The sequence below is a fragment of the Paenibacillus sp. J22R98 genome, from assembly GCF_059383835.1.
In genome coordinates this window covers 508,611-535,069 of record NZ_JBXENW010000001.1, presented here as the reverse complement: position 1 = coordinate 535,069, position 26,459 = coordinate 508,611, and the positions used below count along the sequence as shown (strand labels likewise).

22 protein-coding genes and 1 other annotated feature are annotated in these 26,459 nt (G+C 49.5%); of the genes, 7 read left to right on the top strand and 15 right to left on the bottom strand.

Annotated elements, in window-relative coordinates:
• Positions 1–10: 10 nt before the first annotated feature.
• The 5 genes from AC50Y3_RS02495 to AC50Y3_RS02475 form a co-directional block, all read right to left on the bottom strand.
• On the bottom strand, positions 11–502 hold the full coding sequence (locus AC50Y3_RS02495; RefSeq protein WP_494817182.1) for a YlbF/YmcA family competence regulator: 492 nt from the start codon (positions 500–502) through the stop codon (positions 11–13).
• Positions 503–596: 94 nt separating this feature from the next.
• A complete protein-coding gene (locus tag AC50Y3_RS02490) occupies positions 597–2,399 on the bottom strand; it encodes a hypothetical protein (protein WP_494817181.1) in 1,803 nt (600 codons plus the stop codon).
• On the bottom strand, positions 2,396–4,132 hold the full coding sequence (locus tag AC50Y3_RS02485; protein ID WP_494817180.1) for a DNA repair helicase XPB: 1,737 nt from the start codon (positions 4,130–4,132) through the stop codon (positions 2,396–2,398). Before AC50Y3_RS02485 ends, AC50Y3_RS02490 begins: the two co-directional genes overlap by 4 nt.
• Positions 4,133–4,269: 137 nt before the next feature.
• A complete protein-coding gene (locus tag AC50Y3_RS02480; RefSeq protein ID WP_494817179.1) occupies positions 4,270–4,716 on the bottom strand; it encodes a CBS domain-containing protein in 447 nt (148 codons plus the stop codon).
• Positions 4,717–4,815: 99 nt separating this feature from the next.
• On the bottom strand, positions 4,816–6,003 hold the full coding sequence (locus AC50Y3_RS02475; protein WP_494817774.1) for an amidohydrolase: 1,188 nt from the start codon (positions 6,001–6,003) through the stop codon (positions 4,816–4,818).
• 237 nt (positions 6,004–6,240) lie between these two features.
• Between AC50Y3_RS02475 and AC50Y3_RS02470 the strand changes: the two genes are divergently transcribed.
• Together AC50Y3_RS02470 and ftsW are read left to right on the top strand one after the other, a co-directional pair.
• Positions 6,241–6,585, top strand: coding sequence for a YugN family protein (locus AC50Y3_RS02470; protein ID WP_494817178.1), 345 nt, complete (start codon positions 6,241–6,243; stop codon positions 6,583–6,585).
• Positions 6,586–6,591: 6 nt separating this feature from the next.
• The gene (gene ftsW, locus AC50Y3_RS02465; protein WP_494817177.1) at positions 6,592–7,776 is read left to right on the top strand and encodes a putative lipid II flippase FtsW; all 1,185 of its coding nucleotides are present in this window, start codon (positions 6,592–6,594) and stop codon (positions 7,774–7,776) included.
• A 48-nt stretch (positions 7,777–7,824) separates the two neighbouring features.
• Here ftsW and AC50Y3_RS02460 read toward each other — a convergent pair whose 3' ends face one another.
• The gene (locus AC50Y3_RS02460) at positions 7,825–8,202 is read right to left on the bottom strand and encodes an Asp23/Gls24 family envelope stress response protein (RefSeq protein ID WP_090978210.1); all 378 of its coding nucleotides are present in this window, start codon (positions 8,200–8,202) and stop codon (positions 7,825–7,827) included.
• A gap of 408 nt (positions 8,203–8,610) precedes the next feature.
• On the opposite strand from AC50Y3_RS02460, the gene cax reads away from it, so the two are divergent.
• Positions 8,611–9,672 (top strand): calcium/proton exchanger, encoded by a 1,062-nt coding sequence (cax, locus tag AC50Y3_RS02455; RefSeq protein ID WP_494817176.1) that lies wholly within the window; start codon positions 8,611–8,613, stop codon positions 9,670–9,672.
• Positions 9,673–9,751: 79 nt separating this feature from the next.
• Here cax and AC50Y3_RS02450 read toward each other — a convergent pair whose 3' ends face one another.
• The 5 genes from AC50Y3_RS02450 to AC50Y3_RS02430 all read right to left on the bottom strand — a co-directional run bounded on the left by AC50Y3_RS02450 (position 9,752) and on the right by AC50Y3_RS02430 (position 14,396).
• Positions 9,752–10,033 carry an Fpa/YlaN family protein gene (locus AC50Y3_RS02450; RefSeq protein ID WP_475780457.1) on the bottom strand — a complete coding sequence of 94 codons (282 nt, stop codon included), beginning with the start codon at positions 10,031–10,033 and terminating at the stop codon, positions 9,752–9,754.
• A gap of 139 nt (positions 10,034–10,172) precedes the next feature.
• Positions 10,173–10,412: an HPr family phosphocarrier protein gene (locus tag AC50Y3_RS02445; protein ID WP_091215406.1), complete on the bottom strand. Its 240-nt coding sequence runs from the start codon at positions 10,410–10,412 to the stop codon at positions 10,173–10,175.
• A 78-nt stretch (positions 10,413–10,490) separates the two neighbouring features.
• Positions 10,491–11,606, bottom strand: coding sequence for an aminopeptidase (locus AC50Y3_RS02440; RefSeq protein ID WP_494817175.1), 1,116 nt, complete (start codon positions 11,604–11,606; stop codon positions 10,491–10,493).
• Positions 11,607–11,675: 69 nt separating this feature from the next.
• Positions 11,676–12,410 carry a hypothetical protein gene (locus AC50Y3_RS02435; protein WP_494817174.1) on the bottom strand — a complete coding sequence of 245 codons (735 nt, stop codon included), beginning with the start codon at positions 12,408–12,410 and terminating at the stop codon, positions 11,676–11,678.
• 129 nt (positions 12,411–12,539) lie between these two features.
• Positions 12,540–14,396 (bottom strand): sensor domain-containing diguanylate cyclase, encoded by a 1,857-nt coding sequence (locus AC50Y3_RS02430; protein WP_494817173.1) that lies wholly within the window; start codon positions 14,394–14,396, stop codon positions 12,540–12,542.
• A gap of 385 nt (positions 14,397–14,781) precedes the next feature.
• Between AC50Y3_RS02430 and rpsD the strand changes: the two genes are divergently transcribed.
• Positions 14,782–15,381, top strand: coding sequence for a 30S ribosomal protein S4 (gene rpsD / locus AC50Y3_RS02425; RefSeq protein ID WP_494817172.1), 600 nt, complete (start codon positions 14,782–14,784; stop codon positions 15,379–15,381).
• Between the two features lie 51 nt (positions 15,382–15,432).
• On the opposite strand, the gene floT is transcribed toward rpsD, so the two are convergent.
• From floT to tyrS, 3 genes are all read right to left on the bottom strand, one after another.
• The gene (gene floT, locus AC50Y3_RS02420; RefSeq protein WP_494817773.1) at positions 15,433–16,971 is read right to left on the bottom strand and encodes a flotillin lipid rafts scaffold protein FloT; all 1,539 of its coding nucleotides are present in this window, start codon (positions 16,969–16,971) and stop codon (positions 15,433–15,435) included.
• 29 nt (positions 16,972–17,000) lie between these two features.
• Positions 17,001–17,528, bottom strand: a complete 528-nt coding sequence (locus AC50Y3_RS02415; protein ID WP_494817171.1) for an NfeD family protein — start codon at positions 17,526–17,528, stop codon at positions 17,001–17,003.
• A 174-nt stretch (positions 17,529–17,702) separates the two neighbouring features.
• A complete protein-coding gene (gene tyrS / locus AC50Y3_RS02410) occupies positions 17,703–18,956 on the bottom strand; it encodes a tyrosine--tRNA ligase (protein ID WP_494817772.1) in 1,254 nt (417 codons plus the stop codon).
• A gap of 46 nt (positions 18,957–19,002) precedes the next feature.
• Positions 19,003–19,296: a binding site (T-box leader), on the bottom strand.
• Positions 19,297–19,501: 205 nt separating this feature from the next.
• Here tyrS and AC50Y3_RS02405 point away from each other — a divergent pair.
• Positions 19,502–22,633, top strand: a complete 3,132-nt coding sequence (locus tag AC50Y3_RS02405) for a transglycosylase domain-containing protein (RefSeq protein WP_494817170.1) — start codon at positions 19,502–19,504, stop codon at positions 22,631–22,633.
• 62 nt (positions 22,634–22,695) lie between these two features.
• Here the strand turns inward: AC50Y3_RS02405 and acsA are convergent, their stop codons facing one another.
• Positions 22,696–24,420: an acetate--CoA ligase gene (gene acsA, locus AC50Y3_RS02400; protein WP_494817169.1), complete on the bottom strand. Its 1,725-nt coding sequence runs from the start codon at positions 24,418–24,420 to the stop codon at positions 22,696–22,698.
• A 177-nt stretch (positions 24,421–24,597) separates the two neighbouring features.
• On the opposite strand from acsA, the gene AC50Y3_RS02395 reads away from it, so the two are divergent.
• Together AC50Y3_RS02395 and AC50Y3_RS02390 are read left to right on the top strand one after the other, a co-directional pair.
• A complete protein-coding gene (locus AC50Y3_RS02395; RefSeq protein WP_494817168.1) occupies positions 24,598–25,230 on the top strand; it encodes a GNAT family N-acetyltransferase in 633 nt (210 codons plus the stop codon).
• Positions 25,230–26,450, top strand: a complete 1,221-nt coding sequence (locus AC50Y3_RS02390; RefSeq protein WP_494817167.1) for an acetoin utilization protein AcuC — start codon at positions 25,230–25,232, stop codon at positions 26,448–26,450. Before AC50Y3_RS02395 ends, AC50Y3_RS02390 begins: the two co-directional genes overlap by 1 nt.
• The last annotated feature ends 9 nt before the right edge of the window (positions 26,451–26,459 follow it).

Below are 26,459 nucleotides of genomic sequence, written 5' to 3'. Positions count from 1 at the left end.
CTCTCTTTGCTTACCCGCAGCCCCCGCTGCCGCAGCTGCATGAACCGCCGCTGCCACAGCTGCCGCCGCCTTTCGGAAGCGGATCATTGCTCGGAACCTTGATCGTTTCCGATACTGAGCTTGCGATTTGCTTCGCAATATCGTGCAGCAGATCATCCACCTGCTGCTCAGCAGCTTTGAAACGGCTGACGCATTCGATCTCGTTCAATTGCCGCTGAATCGCTTCCACTTTATCTTTGGCAGCATTGAAATCCGGATGAAAACGTCCGAACCGCTCGCAATCGACAAACTGCTCTTTCGCTTTGTCAAATTGCTTGACGAGCAAGTGCACCTGCTCATCTTGATCTACTACTGTCTTCCAATATGCATATTCGGCAACTTCAGCCGATTGGTTTACCATATCGCCAATTTCGTAGGCGTTTAATAACAGCTGTCCCATATCAAGCGAGGAATGATCATTCATTTCAAGCTCTATAGGGTCTGATAATGGCATTGTTTGCATGATATCCGCCCCTTTATGAACACTTGGCTAGTGCCTAATTGTTATCATACCATACCAATCACCGAAAAAGGTAGAGGAAGGCCGTATCCCGACGCTAAAAACTCCCAATATCCGTTGGTAAAACGAGCATCATTTCCTGCCACATCTCTGGCATAAGTTTTGCGGGCGCATAACTCTCCTCAAGAACAAAATGTCCCAGGACGCTCCATCGGCCATCCTCGTCTACAATACGTTCGGGAACAAACGGCTTAACAGCGCCTTCACAGCATAGTTTAACCGGAGTTCGCCAGCTTAAAGCCAGTTCCATCAGTTCCCTTCGTGTGGAGCTGTGATAGGCTCTAAACTGCTTCAGCCACATCGAAGGCACATCCTCAATGCCAACGAACATGGCTTTTAAAGGCTGTCTTTCGGTTAGCAGTTCATACGTCTGCACGACATTGCCATTTTGAATAAGCGGCAACGGCTCTATGTATTCGGTTAGGTTTAGGGCATCTACCGTAACGGTCTGGCTGTTCGGAATGATCCCAGGAGCAGTGGCGAATGCTTGGACAATGACAGCCTGTACAGTTTCGGGAAGCGTTTCCCCGGAATGGGTCTCTAAGAAATCAATTACCCCTTCGCTCGTCGTATGAAGCAGTGCGTCCTGTTTGAAGCTGCGGGCATCCAGACGATACACGGCCATATGGTCGGTACGTTTCCGAGCCACTAGCCGTTCAATCTGCCAGATCGTACGATATGAGCAATCGCTGGGAACATAAACATCGCCATCCGGCGTAATTTGCACTTGTCCCTCATAGGTGTCTGTTCTCAGCCCTTCTGTGTCTTCATGCTGTAAAGTATGAGGAGGAATGCGCCAACGGAGTACCTTGTCGCCTTGCTCGTCTGTCGCTGTTTCCATCCACCCTAGCGCACCTAGCAAACTGCTCCATGCAGTAATGGCAGAGGATGGGAGCGGTTTTGCGATAGCCTCTTGACGAAGCATGTGCTGAGCATCCAAATCGGCAATTCGAAACCATCGGTAAGGCGGCAGCATGCACAGCAGCGCAATACCTGCTGCAGCGGATGGGCTTCTTTCCATGAAAGTGCCGATGATTTCTGTAAGGAGCTGCATCTCCCTCAGCATGGGATCCCTTTCGAGCCAACTGCCCCAAATGTCCTCTTGAAGTGCGTATGTATTCTGCAGTTCAATCAGCCACTGGTTTTTCTTTGCGATATCAAGGAAAAAGGCCAGCTCCAGCGGATAAGATTCCCCGAGTGCTGCAAGGGATAATTCTGCAACTGCATTCAGCTGGTTGCTTTGTATTGAAAGCTGCTCCGTGCATTTTATAATCGTGCGCTTCGTCAGTACGCCTTTGGCCGTTCGTTTCATTCCGGTGTTTACCAGCTCTGCCATCACATGCAAGCATTGGAGGCTTAGCGGCGGTGTATAACCGTTCTCTTCCATGGAGACGATATGCCAAGCTTCAACCTCTATCGGGACATGTATGATATCGGCTCTGCGCTTATGCTGCATGCTGATCATCGCCTCGTACCAGATGAGATATATGTCACTGGGAAGCAAATATTGCTTCTCTCCCCAGCCTTTGCGTACGGCAAAGAGAATACCGGCTTCCATGAGCTGAAGCAGTCCATAGCGCAGCTCCGCTCCCGCCACGCCGGGGCGAGCAGCAAGCAGCAGCTGTTCCTCGCTGAACGGCAACGGGCCGAATGCGCAGAGCACAACCTCTAAAGCAGTCGCAGCTTCCTTCGATAAAATCGACCATGCTAACTCAGATTCGGTTCGGCTGGTCATGACTTCCGGCCATGTCCCGGCTTTACTCATGCGCCAAACCGGACAAGCGTTTATTTCTTCGATTTGCGCTTCAGTAAGCCGATCCATGATTTCTTGTACCTTCACAGCGCGGCCTCCCGAAGCCCTTGAATCGACTGCTTTGTATTATCTTGCAATGACAGTTCCAACTCCGACCATTCTTTAAGTGCATAGCTGTAGCCTTGTTCCAGCAAGAAGAGCTGCCTTCTGCTTGCATAATCAGTTTCCTTCGTGCCCTGGGAAACGACTGTATAGAACCATGCTTGGTTATCCCCGCGCTTCGGTCTTAATATTCGGCCAATCCGCTGGGCCTCTTCTTGACGCGAACCGTAACTTCCCGATACTTGGATCGCTACTGCGGCATCCGGTAGATCAACCGCAAAGTTTGCAACCTTCGATACGACAAGAACCGGAATTAGGCCGGCCTTGAACGCTTCATAAAGTGCAGCCCGTTTCTCATGAGGCAGCTCGCCGGTCAAGACCGGGGCTCCCAGCGCCTCAGCCAGATGGTGCAATTGTGTCAAGTATTGTCCAATTACCAGAGCCGGCTTCCCTTCATGGAATTGAAGCAGCCGGCGAACAACTTCGATTTTGGCCGAATTCTCTCCTGCTATTCTCACCTTCTCCTTCTCGGTACCCGCAACATAACGTTCAATTTCCTCATGTGCGAGCGGCAGTCGAATTTCAGTGCAAGATAACGAAGCAATCCACTGTCGCGACTCCAAGGTCTTCCAAGGCAAGTCAAAGCGCTTCGGACCAATTAACGAGAAGACATCCTCCTCATTACCGTCCTCTCGAACGAGGGTTGCCGTCAAACCAAGACGCCGCGTTGCCTGTAAGTCGGCTGTCATGCGAAATACCGGTGCAGGGAGCAAATGTACCTCATCGTAGATGATCAGCCCCCAGTTCCGCTCTCCGAACAGTCTCATATTGCTGTATTCATCGCTCTTTTGCCTGCGGTTAGTCAGTATTTGATAAGTAGCAATCGTCACGGGGCGAACTTCTTTGGCCGATGCCGCATAGGTACCGATTTCCTGCTCGGTTAAGGTCGTTTTATCAAGGAGCTCCGCTTTCCATTGGTGAACCGACGTTACATTCGACGTCAGAATTAACGTGTCGCAGCGTAATCGTGCGAGCGCTGCAATACCGATGATCGTCTTGCCCGCACCGCAAGGCAGCACAAGCACCCCGCTTCCACCGTCCGCCTGACCTTGGCGATAGAAGAGATTTACGGCTCGCTCTTGATAATCGCGCAAGCGAAACGCTTTGCCGCTCGCGGCTTTCTCCCGAATCTCCACATCGAGCGCTTCACCATGCCGATATCCGGCCAAATCCACTACCGGATACCCCAGACGAATGAGCTCTTGCTTCAGCAATCCTCTGGCTTCCAGTCGGACTTCTCGCTTCTCTTCGCTGCTTGCAGGGAGAAGAAATGCAGCAATCGTCTTGTTTGCACTAAGCAGCTTCAGCAGTTCTTCCTCACCCAGGAGCAGCAGCTCTCCTTCTTTGGTTTGCTGCAGCATTAGCTTGCCATAGCGGTCTGCCAGCTTTCGAATCCCGCTTGAAACTTGAAGCGGAATTTCATAGCAGCTCTGGTCGGAAAGTATTTGAATCATGTCCTGTGGTGTCATCCCGGTAGAAGCTGCATTCCAAAGCGACATCGGCGTGATCCGGTACGTATGTAGATGTCCGGGCCGTTTCACTAAATCGGCAAACCGGCTTAACTGCTCCCTGGCTGCTTCCGCATCCTGATGCCGTTCATCAAGAAGCACGGTAAAATCAACCTGGACGCATAAGGGGCGAAGCTCGCGTTTATACATCCCATCATCTCCTTGACTCGCTCATTTTGCATGCATGTCGCCTAATGTTTCTACCCTCAGTATTTAAAGTTTCCTTCAGGATTATGCATACAAAAAAAGCGATTCGGCGCTTGAACGCCAAATCGCTTCTTCAGTCATTAATGGATAATCGATTGCTGCTCGTTAAGCATCTCCTGCGAGATGCTGCTCAAAGCATCGCCCGCCTCATCGACGAATATCTCTCGAACCGCCAAATCGCCTATGGCAACAATGCCGACCAAATTTCCGTCTTCGATTACGGGCAGCCGGCGAATTTGATGGGATGCCATCAGCTTGGCGGCTTCATCCACCGTCGTCTTGGCATCGATCGTCACAACATCCTTCGTGATGACTTCCGCTACGGCTGTGGAACCCGAATGTTTCTCGGCGTAGCCCCGTACAACCAAGTCCCGGTCCGTAACAACACCGATCAATTTCTTCCCATCCACGATCGGGACAAAGCCAATATCATGATCCTTCATCAGTACAGCCAGCTCATAAACATTATCAAGCAGTGTCGCTGTCACACAGTCGGTAGACATTAATTCCTTCACTTGTCGCGTCACGATTGCAGTTCCCTCCTTGATGAATCGCACGAACACGCTGCTGATGCCGCATGCATGGACTTCAACACTAGGGTTGCCGTTTGTCGACTTTTTATGAATTTAAGAACGTGATGTTCCTTCCACTTCTGCCGCACAGTCTTCCGCCATCGTAATCATTAGCTTCGCCGCTTTCAGCATGGCCCGCTCGTCCAGATCGAACTTCGGATGGTGATGCGGATAGGTAGCTCCACAAGCTTCGTTGCCAGCGCCTACGAACATGAAGCAGCCCGGAATTTCGCGCAAATAATAGGTGAAGTCTTCCCCAGCCATAATCAGTGGAGATTCCTGTACGCCATCAGCGCCGAACACTTCAGGTGCGACCTTGAAAAATCTTGCCGCTTCGCCCGCATCGTTCACAACCGGAGGATACCCGTCCCGGTACTCCAGCTCTGCTGTAGCGCCATAAATGGCTGCTGTCTGCGTCACGATCGTTCTCAGCCTGCCCTGAATTAATGCTCGGACCTCATCGGTGAACGTACGTACCGTGCCCGTCATCCGGCAGCGCTCCGCAATGACATTCGCCGTCGAACCAGCGTGGATCGAACCGATCGAAACAACGGCTGGATCAAGCGGGTTCACATTTCGGCTTACGATAGACTGAATCGCCTGCACAATCGCCGAAGCGACCACGACGGCATCCACGGTTTCATGAGGTAGACCGCCATGTCCGCCTTTGCCTGCGATATCGATATAAATTTCATCAGGCGCAGCCATGAACGGCCCCGGCTTCGTTGCTGCTAAACCGTAAGGAAGCGGTGTCCACAGATGTACGCCATAGATCGCATCGACGCCTTCGAGCGCCCCGCCTGCGATCATCCCCATTGCGCCGCCGGGAGAAACCTCTTCGGCAGGCTGGAAGATCAATCTTCTCTCTCCTGCAAAATGTGCTTTATTATCACTATAGAAACGGGCAATGGCAAGCATCGTTGCCGTATGCGCATCATGGCCGCATGCATGCATAACACCGGGTACTGTCGAAATGTACGCCGTTTGTTTCTCATCTTGGATCGGAAGCGCATCGATATCGGTTCGAAGCGCGATAACCGGTCCCGGCTTGTCGCCATAAATAGAAGCGACCAACCCGTATCCTCCGCCGACTCTTGTCTTCACTTCGCAACCTATTTCCGCTAGTTGCTGCTCAATCCACCGTGCTGTTTCTTTCTCATGAAAAGATAATTCCGGATGTTGATGCAAATATCTGCGCCACTGTACCATATTCGGATAGACAGTTTGCAGCTGTGCCTCCATCTTGCTCGTTATACTCACGCTTACAAACCCCCTCGATCACAATTGACTTATCCCCTATTGTACCAGAATGAGAGAGTGAACTGAAATTTGTTTTTTGGCGATTTTAGGGAACATTTTTCGTAAATATGTCACTTTTTGCGCCTTGTGGCTACTGGAGTTAGGCTTGCACTGGCCCATGAAAAATACTATCATGAATAAGAAGAAAACCTGTTCTGAAGCTTGAAGGAGGATCACCCGATGATTATTGAGAATACAGGCCTGAACGGCATGACTAGCGACCTCGCGCACCTTGACGAGTCGGCGGAGAAGCTTGGCTTTGTTCGCTGGCAATGGGAATATTACCGCGCTACGTACGACCTGAAGCTGGAAGACCGCACAAACCGTGAAGAATACTTCCTGCGCTTCAATGTCCGCGCAATTGAAGGTAAGCTGGAGTCCTCTCACGCTGTGCTGCAAGTGGAATCCGTTTATATCGGACGAGCTACGTTCCCGCATGGTCTAGACTATGAATCGCCTGTACCACAGCCGATTCTAAATGCGGCAACTCAGCGTCTGCAAGAATTGAAGAAATTGCTTGCATAGTTGGCTATGAAGCCACAATCGACGAAAACAAAGACAATCGGCCTGCGCGGCAGGCCGGATTTCTTGCTTCTGGTGCTCACGCTGCTGTTAGTCGGATTCGGTCTTGTTATGGTTTTCAGCGCAAGCTCCAACACGGCTGTAATTTCGAAAGCTTCGAATTTTGACGCCTTGTATTATACGAAACGACAGCTGATGTGGGCCGTTTTAGGAACGATCTCGATGTTCGTCGTCATGAACATCCCTTATACCGTGTTCAAAAAAGGCTTCATCCTCTACTTCATCCCCGTTATGATTACGCTCATTCTGGTCCCTTTCATCGGCAAAGAATTAAACGGTGCGCAGAGCTGGCTCTACATTGGGCCGATCGGCATTCAGCCAACCGAATTCGTCAAGCTGGGTCTCATCCTTTATTTAGGCTCACTGATTGCCAAGAAAGGCGAGAAGTTTAGAGATTTCAAAAAAGGGCTTGTCCCGGTCTTCATCATTATCGGAATCATTTGCTTAATAATCATGATGCAGCCCGATTTAGGTGCTTGCATCGTCATCGGCGCATGCTCCCTAATTATTATTGTCGCCGGCGGCGCCAACTTGAAGCAATTGTTTCTCGCGGGGATTATTATCTGTTCCGTTGTCGCATCCTGGGCCAGTATTTCCATTATGAACGATCATGACAACTGGCAATACCGGATTAACCGCTTCACGGCATTTATGGACCCGACTTCGGATGAACAGAACAGTACCTTTCACTTATCGCGTTCTTTACAAGCGCTTGGGCACGGCGGGATTACCGGCGCGGGCTTCGGGCACAGCGTACAGAAGCTTAAATATTTGCCTTATCCCTATAGTGACTTCATTTTCTCCATTATCGCAGAGGAATTCGGCTTTATCGGAAGCTTGCTCTTCTTGCTCTTCTATTTATTTTTCCTCTGGCGAGGGTTACTCGTTGCTGTTCGATGTCCGGATAGCTATGGCACCATCGTCGGGGTCGGGATCGTCGGATTGTTCGCTGTTCAGACGCTCGTCAATATCGGCGGCGTAACGGGCGCTATACCGATTACAGGTGTAACCTTACCGTTTGTCAGCCACGGCGGCTCATCGCTCATTGTTTCGTTAATTAGCATGGGTGTCCTGCTCAGCATTTCGCGTGAGTATAATAAGCCAGAGAAGCAACAGCAACAGCGCAGTAGATAAATCAAAAAGGCATGCCCCGCCGGGGCATGCCTTTCTTGTTGCAAATGCTTATTTCAACCGTGCAAGCTCCTCGACTTCTTCTTCCTTGAAAGCAACACCTTCAACCTTGATGTTCACTTCAACGACGTGAAGTCCTGTCATGTTCGCAACCGTTTCGCGGACATTCTCCTGCAGTTGGCGGCATACCTCTTGAATGGGAATGCCATATTTCACGATAATTCTTAGATCGATCGCGGCTTCCAGCTGGCCCACTTCGACCGATACGCCTTTTTGTGCGTTCTTCCCGCTTAGGCGTTTCGCCAGCCCTTCGGAAATGCCTCCTGACATAGCAGCAATGCCAGGAGTCTCAAGTGCAGCCAGTCCCGCGATGGTGGCGACTACGTCGTCTGAAATACGTATGATGCCGGTTTGAAGTTCTTCTGTCATGCCACTCACTCCTCGTTCACCTTATGTTTCCATTGTAATGTAACGGCACATCCGAAGCAAGGCAATTACTTTGAAGTTTGTATGATTCCGAACCGATTTGGAAGTAATCACAATCGTTTTCTCATCGTGATTCCAACCAACGGTGGCCGGGAATAAGCAGCGTTCCGGGCAGCATAATAGCAGCAATGCATATTCCTGCGGCTTTACGTGAGAATAACGTATAAAACTTATGATGTTCTTCTCATCTGTTCCACTACCTGTTATCGTATTCCAACATGATTAGAGGCTCGAGAAGTTGTCAATCATCTTTGCATATTGTCGATTACCAAGTTTACACATTCGCCATTTTCAGCTATAGTGTTAACAGATTTCCAATATTACCACTTGAAGAACGAGGTGCCTTTGACTGTGAATCAGAAATTGTTTTTTACATTGCTTCTCGGGTTGTTTGTACTAAGCGGGGTTAGTCATTATGCGCATTTCGGCACGACCATTGAATTCATTATTTCAGCGGCCGCGATCTTGTTTGTTGCCGGATTCTTGGGAAAAGCAACCGAGAGCGTCGCACACTACGCCGGTCAGCGGCTTGGCGGTTTTCTGAATGCTACGTTCGGAAATGCGGCGGAATTGATCATTGCGATATTCCTTGTCCGCGAAGGACTATTCGATATGGTTAAGGCCAGCATCACCGGCTCCATTATCGGTAACCTTCTACTCGTATTAGGTGCCAGCGTCTTTCTGGGCGGTTTGAAATTCAAAGAGCAGAACTTCAATGTGCAGCTGGCCAGCCACAACTCTTCATTAATGATTTTGGCTGTCATAGCACTGGGTATTCCTGCGATCTTCATTTCCAATCAGCATTTCTCGGTAGAAAGCACCAAATTCCTCAGCATCACGATAGCGATAATCCTCATCGTCGCGTATGTGCTCTGGCTGATCTTCTCCATGGTCACGCATAAGGACATTCTCGAGGATGTCGAAGAAACAACGCCGGATCACGGCGAGGAAGCCGCATGGTCGAGAAATATATCCGTCTTGTTCCTCATCCTGGCTACCGTTATGACAGCATTCGTCAGCGAATGGCTCGTAAGTACATTACATACGTTTACAGCTGATTTCGGCTTCTCTGAAGTATTTGTCGGCGCCTTCCTCATTGCAATCGTCGGTAACGCGGCTGAACACAGTGCAGCGGTCATGCTCGCGATGAAGAACAAAATCGGAGCTGCAGTCGAAATTGCAGTTGGCAGCAGCTTGCAAATCGCCCTATTCGTTGCACCGGTTCTGATTCTTGTCAGTACGCTGTTCGGACCTACGATGGATATCGTATTCACTCCGATTGAGCTCGCAGCCATTGCCGTATCGGTCTTTATTGCCAAGTCCATCTCGAAGGACGGCAAGACGAATTGGTATGAAGGCGCTTTGCTCTTGATTGTTTACATCATTCTGGGCATTTCGTTCTACCTGGTCTAGCATAAGAAAAGACGTACCGTCAGATGACGGTACGTCTTTTTTGTTGCATAAAAAAAAGAGCAGCTGCGAAAAATCGCGGCTACCCGTTTAACGCTTCATACAGCTGCGCTAAATTTCTTTCTAATTTGTTAATGATTTCTTTGCCGACGGATTCACCGACAAGTCCTGCACGAATCGCAAAATCGATTTCTCTGGAAAAGCCGTATATTTGAGTGTCCAATACTTCTTCATAAAGCGGACATTTTCTCGTCGCCAAATTTTCCATTTGCACTTCGATCAACTTTTCGATTTTGGTGGCATCCTCGTGAAGGAGATTGAGCGCTTTTTGATGCAGATGAATAAGAACATCGGATGAAGACATCGTACTCCTCCTTAATGCGTGATACTAATCCATTTATCTATTCTTTATATTAGTCGAAAACAGCGGAATGTACAAGGTCAAAACAATAAGCGCCCCACCGATATCTCGGCGGGGCGCTATATGTGATTATGATAAACTGCTATTCAACTACGTTTACTTTAAGATTATGTTTCTCAAACACTGCTGCCAGTGCCGCTTTCGCTTCTTCAGCGTCAGCACCATGGACGTGGAGCTCGTAGGAATGTCCGCCGACCAGTGTCGTGAACAGACCGAGGATGCTCTTAACGTCAATGTATTTATTCTCGGCTTGGAGTACAATGGACGATTGGAATTTGTTAGCCGTTTGGGAAATATCTACGATTGCCGCGTTATTGGACATGGGAATCCCTCCATAATTTAGTTACTTTCGCTAGCTTCATTCATCATAACCCGATTCTTGTATTCCTTCAAGGGAATTTTACTTTAAGTTTTCCGGATTCAGGCCTTCGAGTTCAGGAATAACAAAACGTCCATCCTTACGGATTAATCGATCATCGAAATAAACTTCCCCGCCGCCGTATTCCGGTCTTTGAATAAGGACAAGATCCCAGTGAACAGCGGAACGATTACCGTTATCGGTTTCCTCGTAGGCTTGTCCCGGCGTAAAGTGTAGACTGCCTGCGATTTTCTCATCGAACAAAATATCTTTCATCGGGTTCAGGATATACGGGTTAAAGCCTAAGCTGAATTCCCCGATGTACCGCGCACCTTCATCCATGTCCAAAATTTCGTTCAGCTTCTCGGTGTTGTTGCTGGTTGCTTCAACGATCTTGCCGTCTTTGAACGTAAACTTAATGTTCTCGAACGTTACCCCGGAATATACCGAAGGCGTGTTGTACTGGATCGTACCTTGAACGGAATCGCGAATCGGACAGCTGAATACTTCGCCATCCGGGATGTTCTTCTGACCGGAGCACTTCTCGGCACCGATCCCTTTAATCGAGAAAGTCAAATCCGTTCCAGGGGAAACGATTCGAACTTTGTCTGTTTTACTCATCAGCTCCGCGAGTGGGTCCATTGCTTTGTCCATCTTCGCATAATCAAGGTTACACACGTTAAAGTAGAAGTCCTCGAACGCCTCTGTGCTCATGTTAGCGAGCTGCGCCATGGAATCGTTCGGGTAACGCAGAACAACCCACTTTGTACGCTTCACGCGCTCTTCGGAGTGGATCGGATGGCGGTAATATTTTTCGTACAGGTTCATTTTGTCACTAGGTACATCGGCAAGGGAGTTAATGTTCTCGCCGGCGCGGATTGCTATGTAACCGTCCATCGCTTCCATCCGTTTCAAGTCAAACGATGCCCACAGTTTAATTTGCTCTTCCGTTGCATTCATCAGCATCGAACGCAATACGGAACGGTCACTCGTTTCAACGAATGGACGTCCGCCTTTCTTGGCCACTTCTTCGATGATGCATTTCGCAAGCTCTCGCTCCGATCCAATCATATCGATAAGGACATTTTCTCCAGGTTGTACATCGATGGAGTATCCGACTAAATTTTCTGCAAGCTTCTGCATTCGAGGATCACGCATTGTTCAATAACCTCCAGTTAATAAATTCACTACCTATCCTACCATTTTTCCAGCGCTGATGCACGAAGGCTACAATTGGCCGCCTCCCATTCGCGTGAACACCATCTTCGTAACGCGCGACTCCTTCCGATCCTGCCCTTCTGCTTTGTACTGCAGCGTTGTTTTCTCCTCCAATTGAAGAGGCAGCAGCTTCTTGCGATCGATGACCAGGCGGCAGCTGGATTGCACGCGAAGCGTGGACAGCATCGCTTCGAGCTGTGCCTTGGAACGGCTGAGTTCTTCGTTCCACTCTTTCTCAAGCGCACTCTCAGTGCCCGCCGCTGCTCGTTTGCTTTGCATCTTACTGTTAGCAGTTGCAGGCACTTTCTTCTCAAGCGCGTTAAATTCGCCCCGAAACGTCTGCACCCACGTCGCCTTCGCTTTTGCCTCATTCGAAATAATACGTAAGACCGCGGTTCGATTTCCGGACTCTGAGGGCACTAATTCCGTAGTCTGTGCGTTGTTCTCCAGCTGTCTGAGATACTCCAGAGGATGAATGGATCCGCCCAGCGAATTCGGATTATTTGCTTTTACCTTCACATTGTTATGGTTCTCAACCGTACCTTGAAACGTCATCGCCTTCATCGGGGATAATCCGGTAAGACCAATACCCGTATCTCCTGTAAAAGCATACCGGTCAACGCCCGACAAGCCTGACACAGATAGGGAAAGCAGTTCTCCCGGCGATTTATTGTCTACTGCTGAATTGCAGCCGATAACCGTAAGCATGATTAAACAACATGTCATCCATTTCATTACTTGCATGCGATTCGCCTCCAGCCCATACCGTTCTGCCTATCTCGCTTAGCGTCTGTTGCATCGACTGTCTTTATGTAACGGAACAACAAAAAAACGGCAGCCATGTATCGCCGCCGTTTCATTCGTAAAATTAAGCTATCCAATCATGATACGATTTCGTCCATTCTTTTTTGCCTCGTACAGGGCCATATCTGCCCGATAAAATAAAGATTCGACGCTGATCTTCTCTTCCTCGAACGTCCACTCCGACAATCCGCAGGATACGGTCACCTTCGGCTCCGTATGCAGCTCCACCATGCTGCGGATACGTTCAGCGATTCGATAGGCTTGCATCGATCTAATTTGAGGCAAATACACGGCTAGCTCCTCACCGCCCCATCTTGCAGCGATATCACTATCCCGTATACAGGAACGAATCACTTCACTCACGACAACAAGAATGCTGTCTCCAATAAGATGACCATAAGTATCATTCACTTTTTTGAAATGGTCGATATCCACCAATACGAGTGAACCGCAAGGGTCTTTCCGCTGACGATACTGAATCTGTTCATTCAAATAATTTCGGGCATATAGACCGGTTAAGTTATCCGTAATGACCATTCGTCTCACTTCGGCATGAAGGGAGGCATTCGAAATCGCAAGCCCGATGTGAGTGGTAAGAACCTGAAGCAGCTTGTAATTCTCGTAGGAAAAGTAGTTTGCGCTCTTGTCGGACACCATAATCACTCCGAAAATATCTGCACCGGACATAACCGGCGCAGCAATTAGCGACCTCGAGCCTGTTTCGTCCATGAGCTTGGAATCAACAACGCGTGTAGCCCAATAATCCGAAATGATGAGCGGCTCCTTCGTGCTATGAATGATGCCGCAAAATCCGTATGCTGTGGAACACTTCTCCCCCACCACAGAAGGCACATTGCTCGCCGCGATTTGAAAGTTATGATTATCATTCGTCAATTGGATCAGATGGCAGTTATCCGCCTTGAAAATATGCAGCAGCTCCGTCATCGCAAAATCGAATACCTCATTGAGGCGCAGCGATTGGTTCAGACGTTTCGCTAATTCATTGATAAGCTGCAATTCACTGATCAGCAAATTGGATTGTTCAAAGAGCTTGGCATTCTCAAAGGCTGAACCGGCCGTATCCGCAAGCATCACAAGCGCCCGAATTTCGGCGTCTTCCCAGTGGGTCGTTTCCATTACGATGCTTAGAACACCGTAAACGGCTTGTTTACCGCTCATCGGAACGGCTACCTTCGTGCGGTTCTCTTCCCTACTGACAATCGGCTGCCCGGAAAGAAAGGATCGGGCATATATATCTTCTGTACTATGCCTTAGCATAAGCGGTTTGACCCGCGGATCATTATTAACATGGTCTTGCGACAAATATAAATTAACATCAGCGAGTGGATATAATTCAGCCATATCCTGCAGTAAAACTTGCAGCACCAGTGATACGTCATTCTGATCATGCAGCCTCTTGGCTACATTAAACATCGTATCTTGATGCCGGGCTTCCTTCTCGCTGAGCTTCTGCCTGTTGTGCAGATCCCGGACGACCATAACATCAAAACGATGATAGAACATTTGACGGATCAGGAGCGCGGTCGTATGCAGCAAAGATTGAAGAACATCGCTTGTGCCACGTTTGATGAGCACTAATGTCGCTATGCATTGCGGTTCAGTTGATCGATTAAACAACGGTACCGCTATCCGATCGGCCTTGTTTACTTCGAATTCCCCAAGCTGTGCAATAACTTGTCCCGCAGTACTGAGTAAGGCAAGCTCAAATTCAAGCAAAGGCGAATTCATTGTCCTTGCTTCTTCCAACCACTGTTGAAAGCTTTCCTTTAATAGGGAAATGATAGCTGAATCATCACTATCATGGATATCACCTTGCGGAAATGATGACATTGGCTGCTGCGTATTCAAGAGAAGGTCAGCCTTATTGTCTATCTTACTCGTCCAATCAGAATCGATGGATTTCACCGCAGCATCACCTCAATCCATATTGGATGTCCATGTAAATATTTGCTTCTACCATTCTACAACTATACTTGAAAAATTATTGAAATGCACTACTTTTGGCACTAGATATCTAGGTCTTAGGATTCAGCCAATTTAAACGGCACGATTCTTGAAATTCCCCAGCACTTTTCTAATCCGATTTGCTTGACATTCACCGCTCAACTTATATAATATTTATAGTTGAATACATGGGAACGGTTTTGTGTCACCCTCAAGAGACTGTCGCTAACAGGTCTGCGGCTGAACATACCTGTCAGGACTTCATTGTTTGTACAATGCAGCGTAGACAGCACTCGGCGAAACACCCATTTCAAACATCCCATTTGAAGAAGGAGTTTTACGACACATGTCAAGATATACAGGTCCTAAATTTAAACTAAGCCGTCGCCTCGGCATTTCCCTAAGCGGTACAGGTAAAGAATTGAAACGCGCATTCCCACCAGGCCAACACGGTCCAGGTCAACGTAAGAAAATGAGCGGCTACGGTATTCAATTGCAAGAAAAACAAAAACTTCGTCACATGTACGGTATGAACGAAAAACAATTCCGTAACCTGTTTGACAAAGCTTCGAAACAAAAAGGTATTGCCGGTGAAAACTTCATGGCGCTTCTTGAGAGCCGCTTGGACAACCTGGTTTACCGTCTTGGTTTCGCGAACTCCCGTGCTGGAGCTCGTCAGCTTGTATCCCACGGTCACGTAACTGTAAACGGTAAGAAAGTCGACATCGCTTCTTACACAGTATCGATCGGCGATGTAATCGGTCTTCGCGAGCGCAGCCGTGCATTGAAATCGATCAAAGAAGCTTTGGCAGGACGTAACTTCCTACCGAACTACCTTGAGTTCAACGATGGCGCGGTTGAAGGTAAATTCCTTCGTCTTCCAGAACGCGCTGAGCTTCCACAAGAGATCGACGAGAAACAAATCGTCGAGTTCTACAGCCGTTAATAAATCGAGCGGTCCGAATAATCGGACCGCTCTTTTTTTATGCCTATAGCGTTATTCGGTCGGTTTAGCTAACTTAGCCGCCACTTCTTGAACTAGGGCTTCTGGCAGCGTTGCTGCTGCAGCTGCAGCATCAGAAGTAAGCTGCGATTTGTTTGTTAACCCTCTAACGAAGGCGTTCAGATCGATTCCGGAGACGCTCTTGAGCATTTCCGGCGCTGTCGCCATCAAAGAAGTCACGTAGTTGCTTAAACGTGCCGCGCCTTCCCCATGTCCGGTATCCACGATCGTCAGCTTGTCGATCGCGCGGATCGGATCGGCCACTTTACCAGCCAGCTCAGGCAGCATCTTTACAATAATATCGAGAACGGCCGCTTCGCCGAAGAGCTCGAACGCTCTTGCCAGCTTTTCTTTCGCTTCCGCTTCTGCCAAACCACGGAGCCGGATAACCTCCGCCTCAGCAGTACCTTTGGCACGCTCAGCATCTGCAATGGCCATACCGTCAAGTCGCTTCTGCTCCGCATTTGCACGCGCTTCGGCTTCGATCTTGTACTGCGCAGCATCTGCTTCACGCATTCGCTTCGATTTGTCCGCTTCAGCGGCTTGTTCTACTGCATAGCGGTCCGCATCTGCTTTCTTCTTCACTTCCGCATCATACTGTTTCTCACGGCGTAAAATTTCTTTGCCCTCGAGATCGATCTCACGTTCTTTACGAACGATCTCAACCTGCATTTGTTCTTCGACCACTTGCTGTTTCGCTTTCGCTTCTTGAATCGCGTAAGCTTGGTCAGCCTCCGCTTTAGCGGAATCCTGCTCTTTCTTAAAGGAAGCTACTTTAAGCTCTTTCGCTTTGGACGCTTCCGCGATATTCGTATCCCGAAGCAGCTCGGCTTTCTGTCCTTCTTCTTCTGCTTTCGCCTTCTGAATCCGCGAATCCCGAACGGCTTCCGCTTCCGCAATGTCTGCATCCCGCTTCACAGCTGCGATACGCGGCTTACCTAGCGCGTCCAGATAACCATGCTTATCGCGAACATCCTTGATGGTGAACGAAACGATTTGCAGCCCCATTTTCTTCAAATCAAGCGCTGCAATCCCTTGTACCTCCTGCGCGAATTTGTCGCGGTTCCGGTACACTTCCTCCACCGTCATCGAGCCGAGAATGGCACGAAGATGACCTTCCAATACCTCTTGCGCCTCGCCTTTCAGCGCTTCTGTCGGCTTGCCGAGAAACTGCTCAGCTGCTGTTGCAACATCTTCTACTGTGCCGCCGATCTTAATAATGGCAACGCCATCGCAGATGACCGGAACACCTTGCTCGGTATATACTTCAGGCGTCGATACATCCAGCTTATGAGAGAGCAGCGAGAGGAAATCAGCTTTTTGGAATACAGGTAGAATGAATGCGCCGCCGCCGCGTACGATTTTGATTCGGCGTCCGGTCTCGTCAATGGCCGCGTTTCGGCCACCAAGGAAAGTACCGGTAACGATCATCGCTTTATCCGGTCCAACGGTTTTGTAACGTGCCCAAAATGCAAGACCAAGTACGATGAGAACACCAACAACGACTGCAGGAATGACCAAATAATCTGGAATCAAGTTTAAAATCCCCTCTCGGTTGTAAATTACAGCTCCAATAATGAAACAATTAAGGCATGACCTTCAACATGAACAACAACTACACGTGAACCATTCGGGATCAGGACACCATCTTGGCTTGAGGCAATATGACTGGTGAGACCTGCGCCTACTCGAATCATGACTTCCCCATACCCTTTCGCCGGAATCGGGATGGACACTTCCCCAATCGCCCCTGCAAGCTCTTTCATCGAATACCCGGTCGAATTCTCGGTCTTCTGCATAGGACGTACATAGAAGTAATAAACACACAGCGCAGCCGCTATCGCACATAGAACCGATAACAGTAAGATGACTATCGTGTCTAATCCAGTATGTCTGTCAAGCAGCAAGCCCGCTCCGCCAAATACCGTGATACCGCCTACGATTGCCATCGGCTGCAGGACCGGATGCCCATCCAGCGACAGGAAATCCAGCATGCCGTCGAGCGAAGCGCTTAGCCAATCGCCAAGAACGACGCTTACAATCGCGAATAGAACGCCGCCAACCAGGCAGCCCATGAATAATCCTTCCAAAGCACTCCCCCCTTCATTTATAAAATAAACCATTTTCTAGTAGAACATCCGGTACTTATTACGCAGCATCTTCACATAAGTTTCGATTGACAGCAGCAACTCAGACAAGCTTTGTCGAAATATAGAAAAAGCTCACCAACGAAATCGCTTCGCAAGGTGAGCCTTTATTATTTGCTAGTGCAGGACGATTTTAACAAATTTCCGCTTGCCGACTTGCACGATGTCGCCGTTCTCCGGTGAAATGGCAGCAGACCAATCTTCAATCTTAACTCCGTTTATCCGTACAGCTCCTTGCTGCACACTCCTCTTAGCCTCGCTGCTGGATGCCTGAAGTCCAAGAGTTGTAAGCAGCTTAAGAATACTGATCGCGCCTTCCTCAAGCGCGCTGCTTGAAAGAGCCGCTTCTTCTATATCGGTAGGAAGTGCACGTTTCTGGAATACGGTAATAAAATGCTGCTCCGCCGCCTCAGCTGCTTCTTCGCCATGATACATACGGACTAGCGTACGTCCAAGCCTCATCTTCGCATCACGAGGATGTACACTTCCGTCTTCGAGTCCAACTCGCAGCGCCACTAGTTCATCATTATTCATATCCGTTGCCAGCTCGTAGTATTTAACCATTAGCTCATCCGGAATCGACATCGATTTCCCATAGATCTGGTTCGGTTCCTCATCAATCCCAATGTAATTACCCAGGCTCTTGCTCATCTTATTCACGCCGTCCAAGCCTTCCAGGAGCGGTGTCATAATAGCAACCTGCGCACTTTTTCCATATTCCCTCTGAAGGGTGCGGCCCATGAGCAGATTAAACTTCTGATCGGTTCCCCCAAGCTCAACATCGCTTTCCAGCGCGACTGAGTCATACCCCTGCATCAGCGGGTAGAAAAACTCGTGGATGCTGATCGGCTGTCCGGATTGGTAGCGTTTCGTAAAATCATCCCGCTCGAGCATACGCGCAACCGTGACTTTCGCCGACAAGGTTACCACATCTGCAAAATGCAGCGGGCTAAGCCACTCCGAATTGTAGTACACGGTTGTTCTCGCCGGGTCGAGCAGCTTGAAAATTTGTTTCTTATACGTCTCAGCATTGCGCTTAACGTCTTCTTCGCTTAATTGTTTCCGTGTCTCGGATTTACCGGTCGGATCTCCAATCCGTCCGGTGAAATCACCGATAATCAGCTGAACGGTATGACCTAGCTGCTGGAATTGTCTTAACTTATGAAGCACAACCGTGTGTCCGATATGAATGTCCGGTGCTGAAGGATCAAGCCCAAGCTTTATTTTCAGCGGCGTGTTGGCAGCAACTGCATTCGCTACCTTCGCTTTCAGCTCATCCTCCGGCACGATTTCAACGACACCACGGCGAATGACGTTCATTTGTCTTTCTACTTCCTGCTGCTGTTCAGTGGTAAGCTGTTCCCATTTCACCATTACGATCGACTCCCTCCGCGAAATAAAAAAAATCCCTCTGTCCTCAAGGGACGAGAAGGATTTGCTCGCGGTACCACCCTCGTTAGAGTCGCCTGGGCAGTGTCAGTTGGACTGACGCAGCTGCCTATATGGCGGCTCTCACTTCATTTCATAACGGATTCTATCCGGAAACGGACTACTGGCAGAGTCTCTCTAAATAAACACTTAAAAGAGACCCTCGTTCGTCCGATCAGCTCGAGGCGGTAATTCAAACTGCAGCGCGTACCGGTTCACACCACCCACCGGCTCTCTGGAATCGTCGATCAGCAGTTCTACTGATGCCTGTCAACACGTTTCAATATGAACTTTTCTTGGTTTAGGTTATATCATACAGGTTTAGCTAAAGTCAACGGGAATCCATTTTAACCGCAATTTGACTGCATTTTGTCCATTACTTCCCCTCTGAGAAGGCTTAAGTTTAGACAAAAACGCTTTCTCCCCTGCAAACCGTATGGCGATTTATGCTATAATAGCACTGTTAATCGGAGGAGGCTAATCATTTTATGAATCAAGACCGTCAACAGAAAACAAAAGGATACAGCAAATGGCGGACTTTTGGAATCGTGACGCTCGTAACCTTCAAATGGCTATTCATTTTCGGATTATTAATCGGATTGTTTGCCGGAGCGACTGTCGCTGGTTACGTCGCATCCTTCGTCAAGGATGAACCCGTACGCCCTCGCACTGATATTGAAACCAAAATTAATGAGAACGCCATAACCGGATTTGTCTATTTCAATGATGGACAAACACCTGTCGGACAATTGCGTACCCAAGAGGATCGCCGCCTCATTAAGCGGGCAGATATCCCTCCACAAGTCGTGAATGCCGTCCTTGCTACGGAGGACAACAATTTCTACAAACATATCGGCGTCGATTTCAATGGTCTTGCACGCGCCGTAAAGCAAAAAATACTTAACGAAGAAACACAAACAGGCGGCAGTACGCTGACGCAGCAGCTTGCCCGTCAAGTGTTTCTCACCTTGGACAAGACAGACAGTCGTAAAGTGAAAGAGATTTTCCTCTCCTTGCGGCTGGAACGATTTATGACCAAGGATGAAATTTTGACAGCTTACCTGAACAAGGTACAGTTCGGTACAGGAAACAGCGGCTATAATCTATACGGTATTAAAGCGGCAGCTAAAGGGATCTTCAACATTACGGACCTCACTCAGCTGAACATTGCACAGTCTGCATATCTGGCGGGATTGCCTCAGCGTCCGTCAGCCTATACGGCATTCACAAGCAAAGGCAAATTCAACGAATCCGGATTCGTGCTTTCACTCGACCGGCAGCACATCGTACTCAAGCGAATGCTTGAAACGGGCCGAATCAGCGCGGATCAATATGATGAAGCACTAGCATTCGATATTAAGGGCTCGTTAGCCAAGCCTACGGAGAAAGCATACTCTACCTTCCCGTATCTGATGCTCGAAGCGGAACGCCAAGGAGCAGAGATTTTGCTCATGCAGCAGGATCCCAACCTGACGATTGCCGATGTCCGCAAGAAAGAAAACGCACCACTTATCGAAGAAGCAAGGGAACGTCTGCTGCGCGGCGGGTATCACATCTACACGACAATTGATAAGCGCGTATACAATGCGATGCATAAAGTGGGCACAAATCCGGAGAACTACGATCCGGACAGCGAAGAGAAAGGCATGGAGCAGTCAGCGGCTATTATGCTAGATCATAAGACCGGCGCCATTCTCGGTATGCTGGAGGGTCGTGACTTCTACACCGAGCAGATGAACCATGCCACTCAGATGACGCGGCAGCCGGGTTCCACGATGAAGCCAATTGCTGCTTACTTGCCTGCCATCGAGAAAGGCTTAATTCAACCGGCCAGCGTGCTGGATGATGCGCCGATGGTGCTGAAGGACGGACAGAAGGGCTTCCATATTCCGATGAACTTCAATAAGAAGTTCTATGGTCTCGTTACAGCTCGTGAAGCGCTAAACCGTTCCTTGAACTTGCCGGCACTTAAGCTATTCAACCAAGTCGTGACGATTCCTGAGGCTTGGAAATTCGCTAGGAAGCTCGGCATTACTTCGTTTAAACCAATCGATGAGGTTGCGCAGACAGGCGTAATCGGCGGTCTTAGCGTCGGGGTTTCCGTTGAAGAGCTTACTAACGCTTACGGTGCGATCGCAAACAACGGCGTCTTCAATGATGCTTATATGATTAGCAAAATTACCGATGCCAACGGAGAAGTCGTATATAAGCATGAAGCAACGCCGCTTCGCGTCTTCTCTGAACAATCAGCCTTCCTTATGACGGATATGCTGAGAACGGTAATTTCCGATCCGAATGGTTCCGGTCATATGGTCATGTCCGAGTTTAAGAATTACGGCAAAATCCCTATCGTCGGCAAAACAGGCTCCACGCAAAGTTATGGCGATGTTTGGTTCGAGGGCTACACCCCCGATATCACGCTTGGGGTGTGGGTCGGGTATGAGAAGCAAGCCTACTCGTTATCGAAAAACGGAAGAAATCATGCCAAAAACATCTGGTCACTTATTATGAATGAAGTAACCGACGAACGTCCTGAGCTGTTCCCTACGAAGCAGTTCAGCATGCCATCGGGTATCGTGAAATCGACTGTATCAAGCGTTAGCGGCAAGCTCCCTACTGAGCTTACACGGAGCAATGGCAAGCTGGTTACGGATTGGTTCAACAGCAAATTCCTGCCGAAGGATCCCGATGACGCGCTTGTCAAAATGGCCGTTATCTCGTTCAACGGAGTCAACTACATTCCGCAGCCTTCGACTCCGGCGGATATGATTAAGGAACTCACGGTCGTCAAACGCGAGAAACCGCTTGACGAACTTATGCAGGAAATCGAGGCTGCACAAGCCAAATTGCCGGAAGACAGCCGCAGGCCGATGGACATGTACCTGCCGCCGGATGCAGGGCAGGATGCTCCATCCATCGTCGATCCGCGCGTTGAAGATGGTAAGGCACCTTCTGCTCCGTCCAATGTGCGGCTCGAAACGGTGAGCAAGTCAAATGCTTACCGCATCGTATTTGCACCGGCACCTGAGAAGGATATTGTCGGTTATCGGTTGTACCGCGCTATCAATGACGGGCCTTTCACTTACACAGGCAGCCCGGTTATGACAGGACAGGAAAGCCGTTTTGTCAATTACGTCAGCGGCTCGGCAACGTTTAGCTACTACGTTACATCCGTTGATGTCGCAGGCAGAGAATCCTCGCCAAGCATCATCGTAGCGTCCGGAAGCGGCAGCAATCCGCTACCGCCTACGCCGGATTTCACGGATCAAGGTGACGTTCAAGGTACAGGCGATGATACCGGCGGCATACTGCTTCCTGATCCGGGAACAACGAATACGGGCGATAGCGGCTTAGCCGCTCCGTCCGTCCCGGTGAATGTGAAGCTGGAAAGCACCGATATCGGAATTAAGCTCACCTGGTCTGATAACGCAACATCAGAGCAAGTGCTCCAATACAATGTTTACTACAGTACAACCGAGAACGGCAGATACCGTAAAATCGGCTCGACGGATGAAGCCAGATTCGAATATGTCTCTCCAATGTCCGCAGGCTACTTTCAAGTGAGCGCGGTCAATGTGACAGGCGAATCCAGCACCTCCAAACCGGTCGGCATTAAATAAGAACAAAGAAAGCCGCCAAGCGCATCATCCGATGCACTTGGCGGCTTTTGTTTGTTCAAAGTTTAGTCTTCGATTGTCGACAGATCACCTGTCGGGAGGTTAAGCTCCCATGCCTTCAGTACGCGGCGCATGATCTTCCCGCTGCGCGTCTTCGGCAGTTTATCCTTGAACTCGATTTCGCGAGGCGCTGCATGAGCGGACAAGCCCTCTTTGACAAACTTGGCGATATCCGCCTTCAGTTCATCGGATGCCGTGTAGCCTTCGCGAAGAGCGACAAACGCTTTAATGATTTCACCGCGCATCGGATCCGGCTTACCGATAACACCGGCTTCGGCAACAGCCGGATGCTCAACGAGCTTGCTCTCAACCTCGAATGGACCTACTCGCTCGCCTGCTGTATTGATTACATCATCGATGCGGCCTTGGAACCAGAAGTAACCATCTTCGTCTTGATAAGCGGAGTCTCCGGAGATGTACCAGCCCTCAATACGGAAATACTCTTCGTATTTCGCCGGGTTATTCCACACTTTGCGCATCATGGAAGGCCAAGGTGTACGAATCGCCAGGTTCCCCATCCGGTATGGCGGAAGCTCCTTCCCACTGTCATCGATGATTGCAGCTTGAACGCCCGGAATCGGTTTACCCATGGAGCCTGGTTTAATATCCATGCTTGGATAGTTACAGATCAATTGTGCGCCGGTTTCTGTCATCCACCATGTATCATGGATACGCTGGTTGTAAACTTTAAGCCCCCAGCGAACAACCTCTGGGTTAAGCGGCTCGCCAACGCTAAGGACATGACGCAGGCTGGAAAGGTCGAATTTCTGAACGACGTCGTCCCCTGCTCCCATAAGCATGCGGAATGCCGTAGGCGCGCTGTACCATACCGTAACTCCATATTTCTGGATCGTGGAGTACCAGTCCTGCGGGCTGAAACGACCGCCGCGAATAACATTGGCTGCACCGTTAAGCCAAGGTGCGAAGATACCGTAAGAGGTTCCGGTAACCCAGCCCGGATCGGCTGTACACCAGTACACATCGTTCGGTTTTAAATCGAGTACAACTTTGCCCGTGAAGTAGTGCTGAATCATCGCATTATGAACATGGAAAATACCTTTAGGTTTACCTGTGGAGCCCGATGTATAGTGAAGCAGAAGGCCATCTTCGCGATCAAGCCATTCAATCTCAGCTTCATCAGCCGCCTTCGCCATCTCTTCTTTGAAATCAACGATGCCGTCCCCTGCCTCGAAGCCTTCACCATAAACGATGATATGCTTCAAATCCGGCAATTCGCCGCGCGGAATGCGCGAGAGCAATGCAGGTGTCGTCACAATTGCAGTAGCACCGCTGTCAAGCAAGCGGTCTCTGACGGCCGTTTCCATAAACGCTTCGAATAGAGGGCCGACAACCGCGCCGACTTTAAGCGAGCCAAGCAGGCTGAAATAAAGCTCAGGCGTACGCGGCATAAAAATAAATACCCGCTCGCCCTTCCCGATTCCGAGTCCGCGCAGCACATTGGCAAAACGGTTCGACTGACTGGACAGCTCTTGGAACGTATACGATTCGTCTCTATTGTTATCGCTATAGTAGAGTGCGACATTGCCGCCTCGTCCCGCTGCTACATGACGATCGATCGCTTCGTAGGCCATATTGACCTTGCCCGTTTCAGACCATGAAAACTGTTGTTCAAGCTGTTCAAAACTAAAGTTACCATATGTTTCATCGTAGCTTGTCATGTTGGAGCCGGATGCCGTAGCCGGAATCCGTTCTTGATGCATGTTAGTCATTCTTTCATCATCCTCCTGCCCATTGTGCAACATTTTCTAGCGAGGTCGGCCTCCGTAACGGCTTCCTCTTAGGAATACGCTTACATATTATATCACGCTGGGCCTCGTTCAACCATGCTTTTCAACCCGTCTTTTTTTTGCTATAAGTAGAATAGAACGCGAAAGGAGCCAACATCATTGGAACATCGCAAAAGGATGCAAGCGCAGCGATTGCCTTATCATGATCGAGAAATCGTCCTGGAAGGGCCTTTGCCCGCGGATGCACTGAAACGGCTTAAGCTTCATCCGCAGTTGGATGCATTTCGCAGACCGGAAGAACAAATGAAAGCACTCATCGAGATTGCCGAGCTGCCGGAGGGACGGATTATTACCGCTCGCGATGGCGAAATTATAGTCGGGTACGTCACCTTCCACTATCCGGATGAGCTGGAACGCTGGTCCGAAGGCGGAATGATCGATCTCATCGAGCTTGGTGCGATAGAAGTGTCCGATGATTATCGTTCGCTTGGACTTGGTAAACGGATGATTCGTCTAGCATTCTCACAAGAACAGCTAGAGAACGTGATCGTGTATACGACGGAATATTATTGGCATTGGGATTTGGAAGGCACGAAGCTGAGCGTCTGGGAATATCGCGCCATGATGGAGAAGCTGATGAAATCCGTCGAAATGGAATGGGTAGCAACCGATGACCCGGAAATATGCGCCCATCCCGCGAATTGTTTAATGGTCAGAATCGGTAAGGAAGTACCTATCAGCTCCATCGAGCAATTCGACCGTGTCCGTTTCAGGCAGCGGTTTATGTATTAATGATGCTGCAGCAAGCGGCGGAAAGGAAGATCGGACGCATCATGGCGGATAAAACCGTATACATACATCATCCCGAGGCAGGACGGTATAAATTCAATAAAGACCACCCGTTCGACCCGATTCGTTTAACGCTTACGCATGATTTACTGAACTCCGTAAATGCGATCGAAGCTTCACATTACATCGCTTCTCAGACAGCATCAGACGAGCTTCTCGCGCTTGTTCACCGTGCGGATTATATTGAAGCCGTACGCGAGCTAAGCCGCGACACACCGGCTCCTGAAGCCGTCAAACGAGCAGCTCAGTACGGACTGGATTCAGAAGACACGCCTTTCTTCCCGGGAATGCATGAAGCAGCATCTGCAATCGTAGGCGGTTCCGTCCTTGCCGCTGATCTTGTGATGCGCGGAGAAGCAGATCACGCCTATCATATGGCGGGCGGACTACATCATGCTTTTCCTGAGCGGGGATCCGGCTTCTGCGTCTATAACGATGCCGCAATCGCGATCGCCCATATTCGCAAGCAGTATGGCGCACGTGTCTTATATATCGATACGGATGTCCATCATGGAGACGGAGTTCAGTGGACATTCTACGCCGATCCTGACGTCTGCACGTATTCGATTCATGAGACCGGGAAGTTTCTATTCCCCGGCACCGGCTTCGTCCATGAACGAGGCATCGATGCAGGCTATGGCACAAGCATTAATGTTCCGGTCGATCCCTATACGGAAGACGAATCTTGGCTTGCTTGCTTTCGTGAAACCGTTGCCAAAGCCGCTGAGGTGTTTAAACCGGATGTTATCATCAGTCAGCATGGCTGTGACGCTCATGCCTATGACCCGCTCTCGCACATTCACTGCAGCATGCGCATTTATCAAGAAATGCCCGCCATGATCCATCAATTAGCGCATGCCTATACAGCAGGCAAGTGGATTGCAATCGGAGGCGGCGGCTACGACCTCTGGCGCGTCGTTCCACGGGCGTGGGCGCTTGTCTGGCTGGAGATGTCCGATCACCCGCTTACAGCCGCCCTGCGCGATTCTGACGCGAATGAGCCGCTGCCAGCAGAGTGGCTGGACAAATGGGCCAAGCAAAGCAGCGATCCTTTGCCAACGCATTGGCTGGATCATGTGAAGGACTGGGAGCCTATGCCTCGCAGAAACGAGATCGAAGCACGCAATAAAGCCACTGCGGAGCTTGCACTCTCGCAGCTATAACAAAAAAGG

Coding starts and splice junctions, on each gene's coding strand:
- AC50Y3_RS02495 (WP_494817182.1), bottom strand. CDS start 502: ATGCAAACAATGCCATTATCAGACCCTATAGAGCTTGAAATGAATGAT.
- AC50Y3_RS02485 (WP_494817180.1), bottom strand. CDS start 4,132: ATGTATAAACGCGAGCTTCGCCCCTTATGCGTCCAGGTTGATTTTACC.
- AC50Y3_RS02475 (WP_494817774.1), bottom strand. CDS start 6,003: ATGGAGGCACAGCTGCAAACTGTCTATCCGAATATGGTACAGTGGCGC.
- AC50Y3_RS02470 (WP_494817178.1), top strand. CDS start 6,241: ATGATTATTGAGAATACAGGCCTGAACGGCATGACTAGCGACCTCGCG.
- ftsW (WP_494817177.1), top strand. CDS start 6,592: ATGAAGCCACAATCGACGAAAACAAAGACAATCGGCCTGCGCGGCAGG.
- AC50Y3_RS02460 (WP_090978210.1), bottom strand. CDS start 8,202: ATGACAGAAGAACTTCAAACCGGCATCATACGTATTTCAGACGACGTA.
- AC50Y3_RS02450 (WP_475780457.1), bottom strand. CDS start 10,033: ATGTCTTCATCCGATGTTCTTATTCATCTGCATCAAAAAGCGCTCAAT.
- AC50Y3_RS02445 (WP_091215406.1), bottom strand. CDS start 10,412: ATGTCCAATAACGCGGCAATCGTAGATATTTCCCAAACGGCTAACAAA.
- AC50Y3_RS02440 (WP_494817175.1), bottom strand. CDS start 11,606: ATGCGTGATCCTCGAATGCAGAAGCTTGCAGAAAATTTAGTCGGATAC.
- AC50Y3_RS02435 (WP_494817174.1), bottom strand. CDS start 12,410: ATGCAAGTAATGAAATGGATGACATGTTGTTTAATCATGCTTACGGTT.
- rpsD (WP_494817172.1), top strand. CDS start 14,782: ATGTCAAGATATACAGGTCCTAAATTTAAACTAAGCCGTCGCCTCGGC.
- AC50Y3_RS02405 (WP_494817170.1), top strand. CDS start 19,502: ATGAATCAAGACCGTCAACAGAAAACAAAAGGATACAGCAAATGGCGG.
- acsA (WP_494817169.1), bottom strand. CDS start 24,420: ATGACTAACATGCATCAAGAACGGATTCCGGCTACGGCATCCGGCTCC.
- AC50Y3_RS02390 (WP_494817167.1), top strand. CDS start 25,230: ATGATGCTGCAGCAAGCGGCGGAAAGGAAGATCGGACGCATCATGGCG.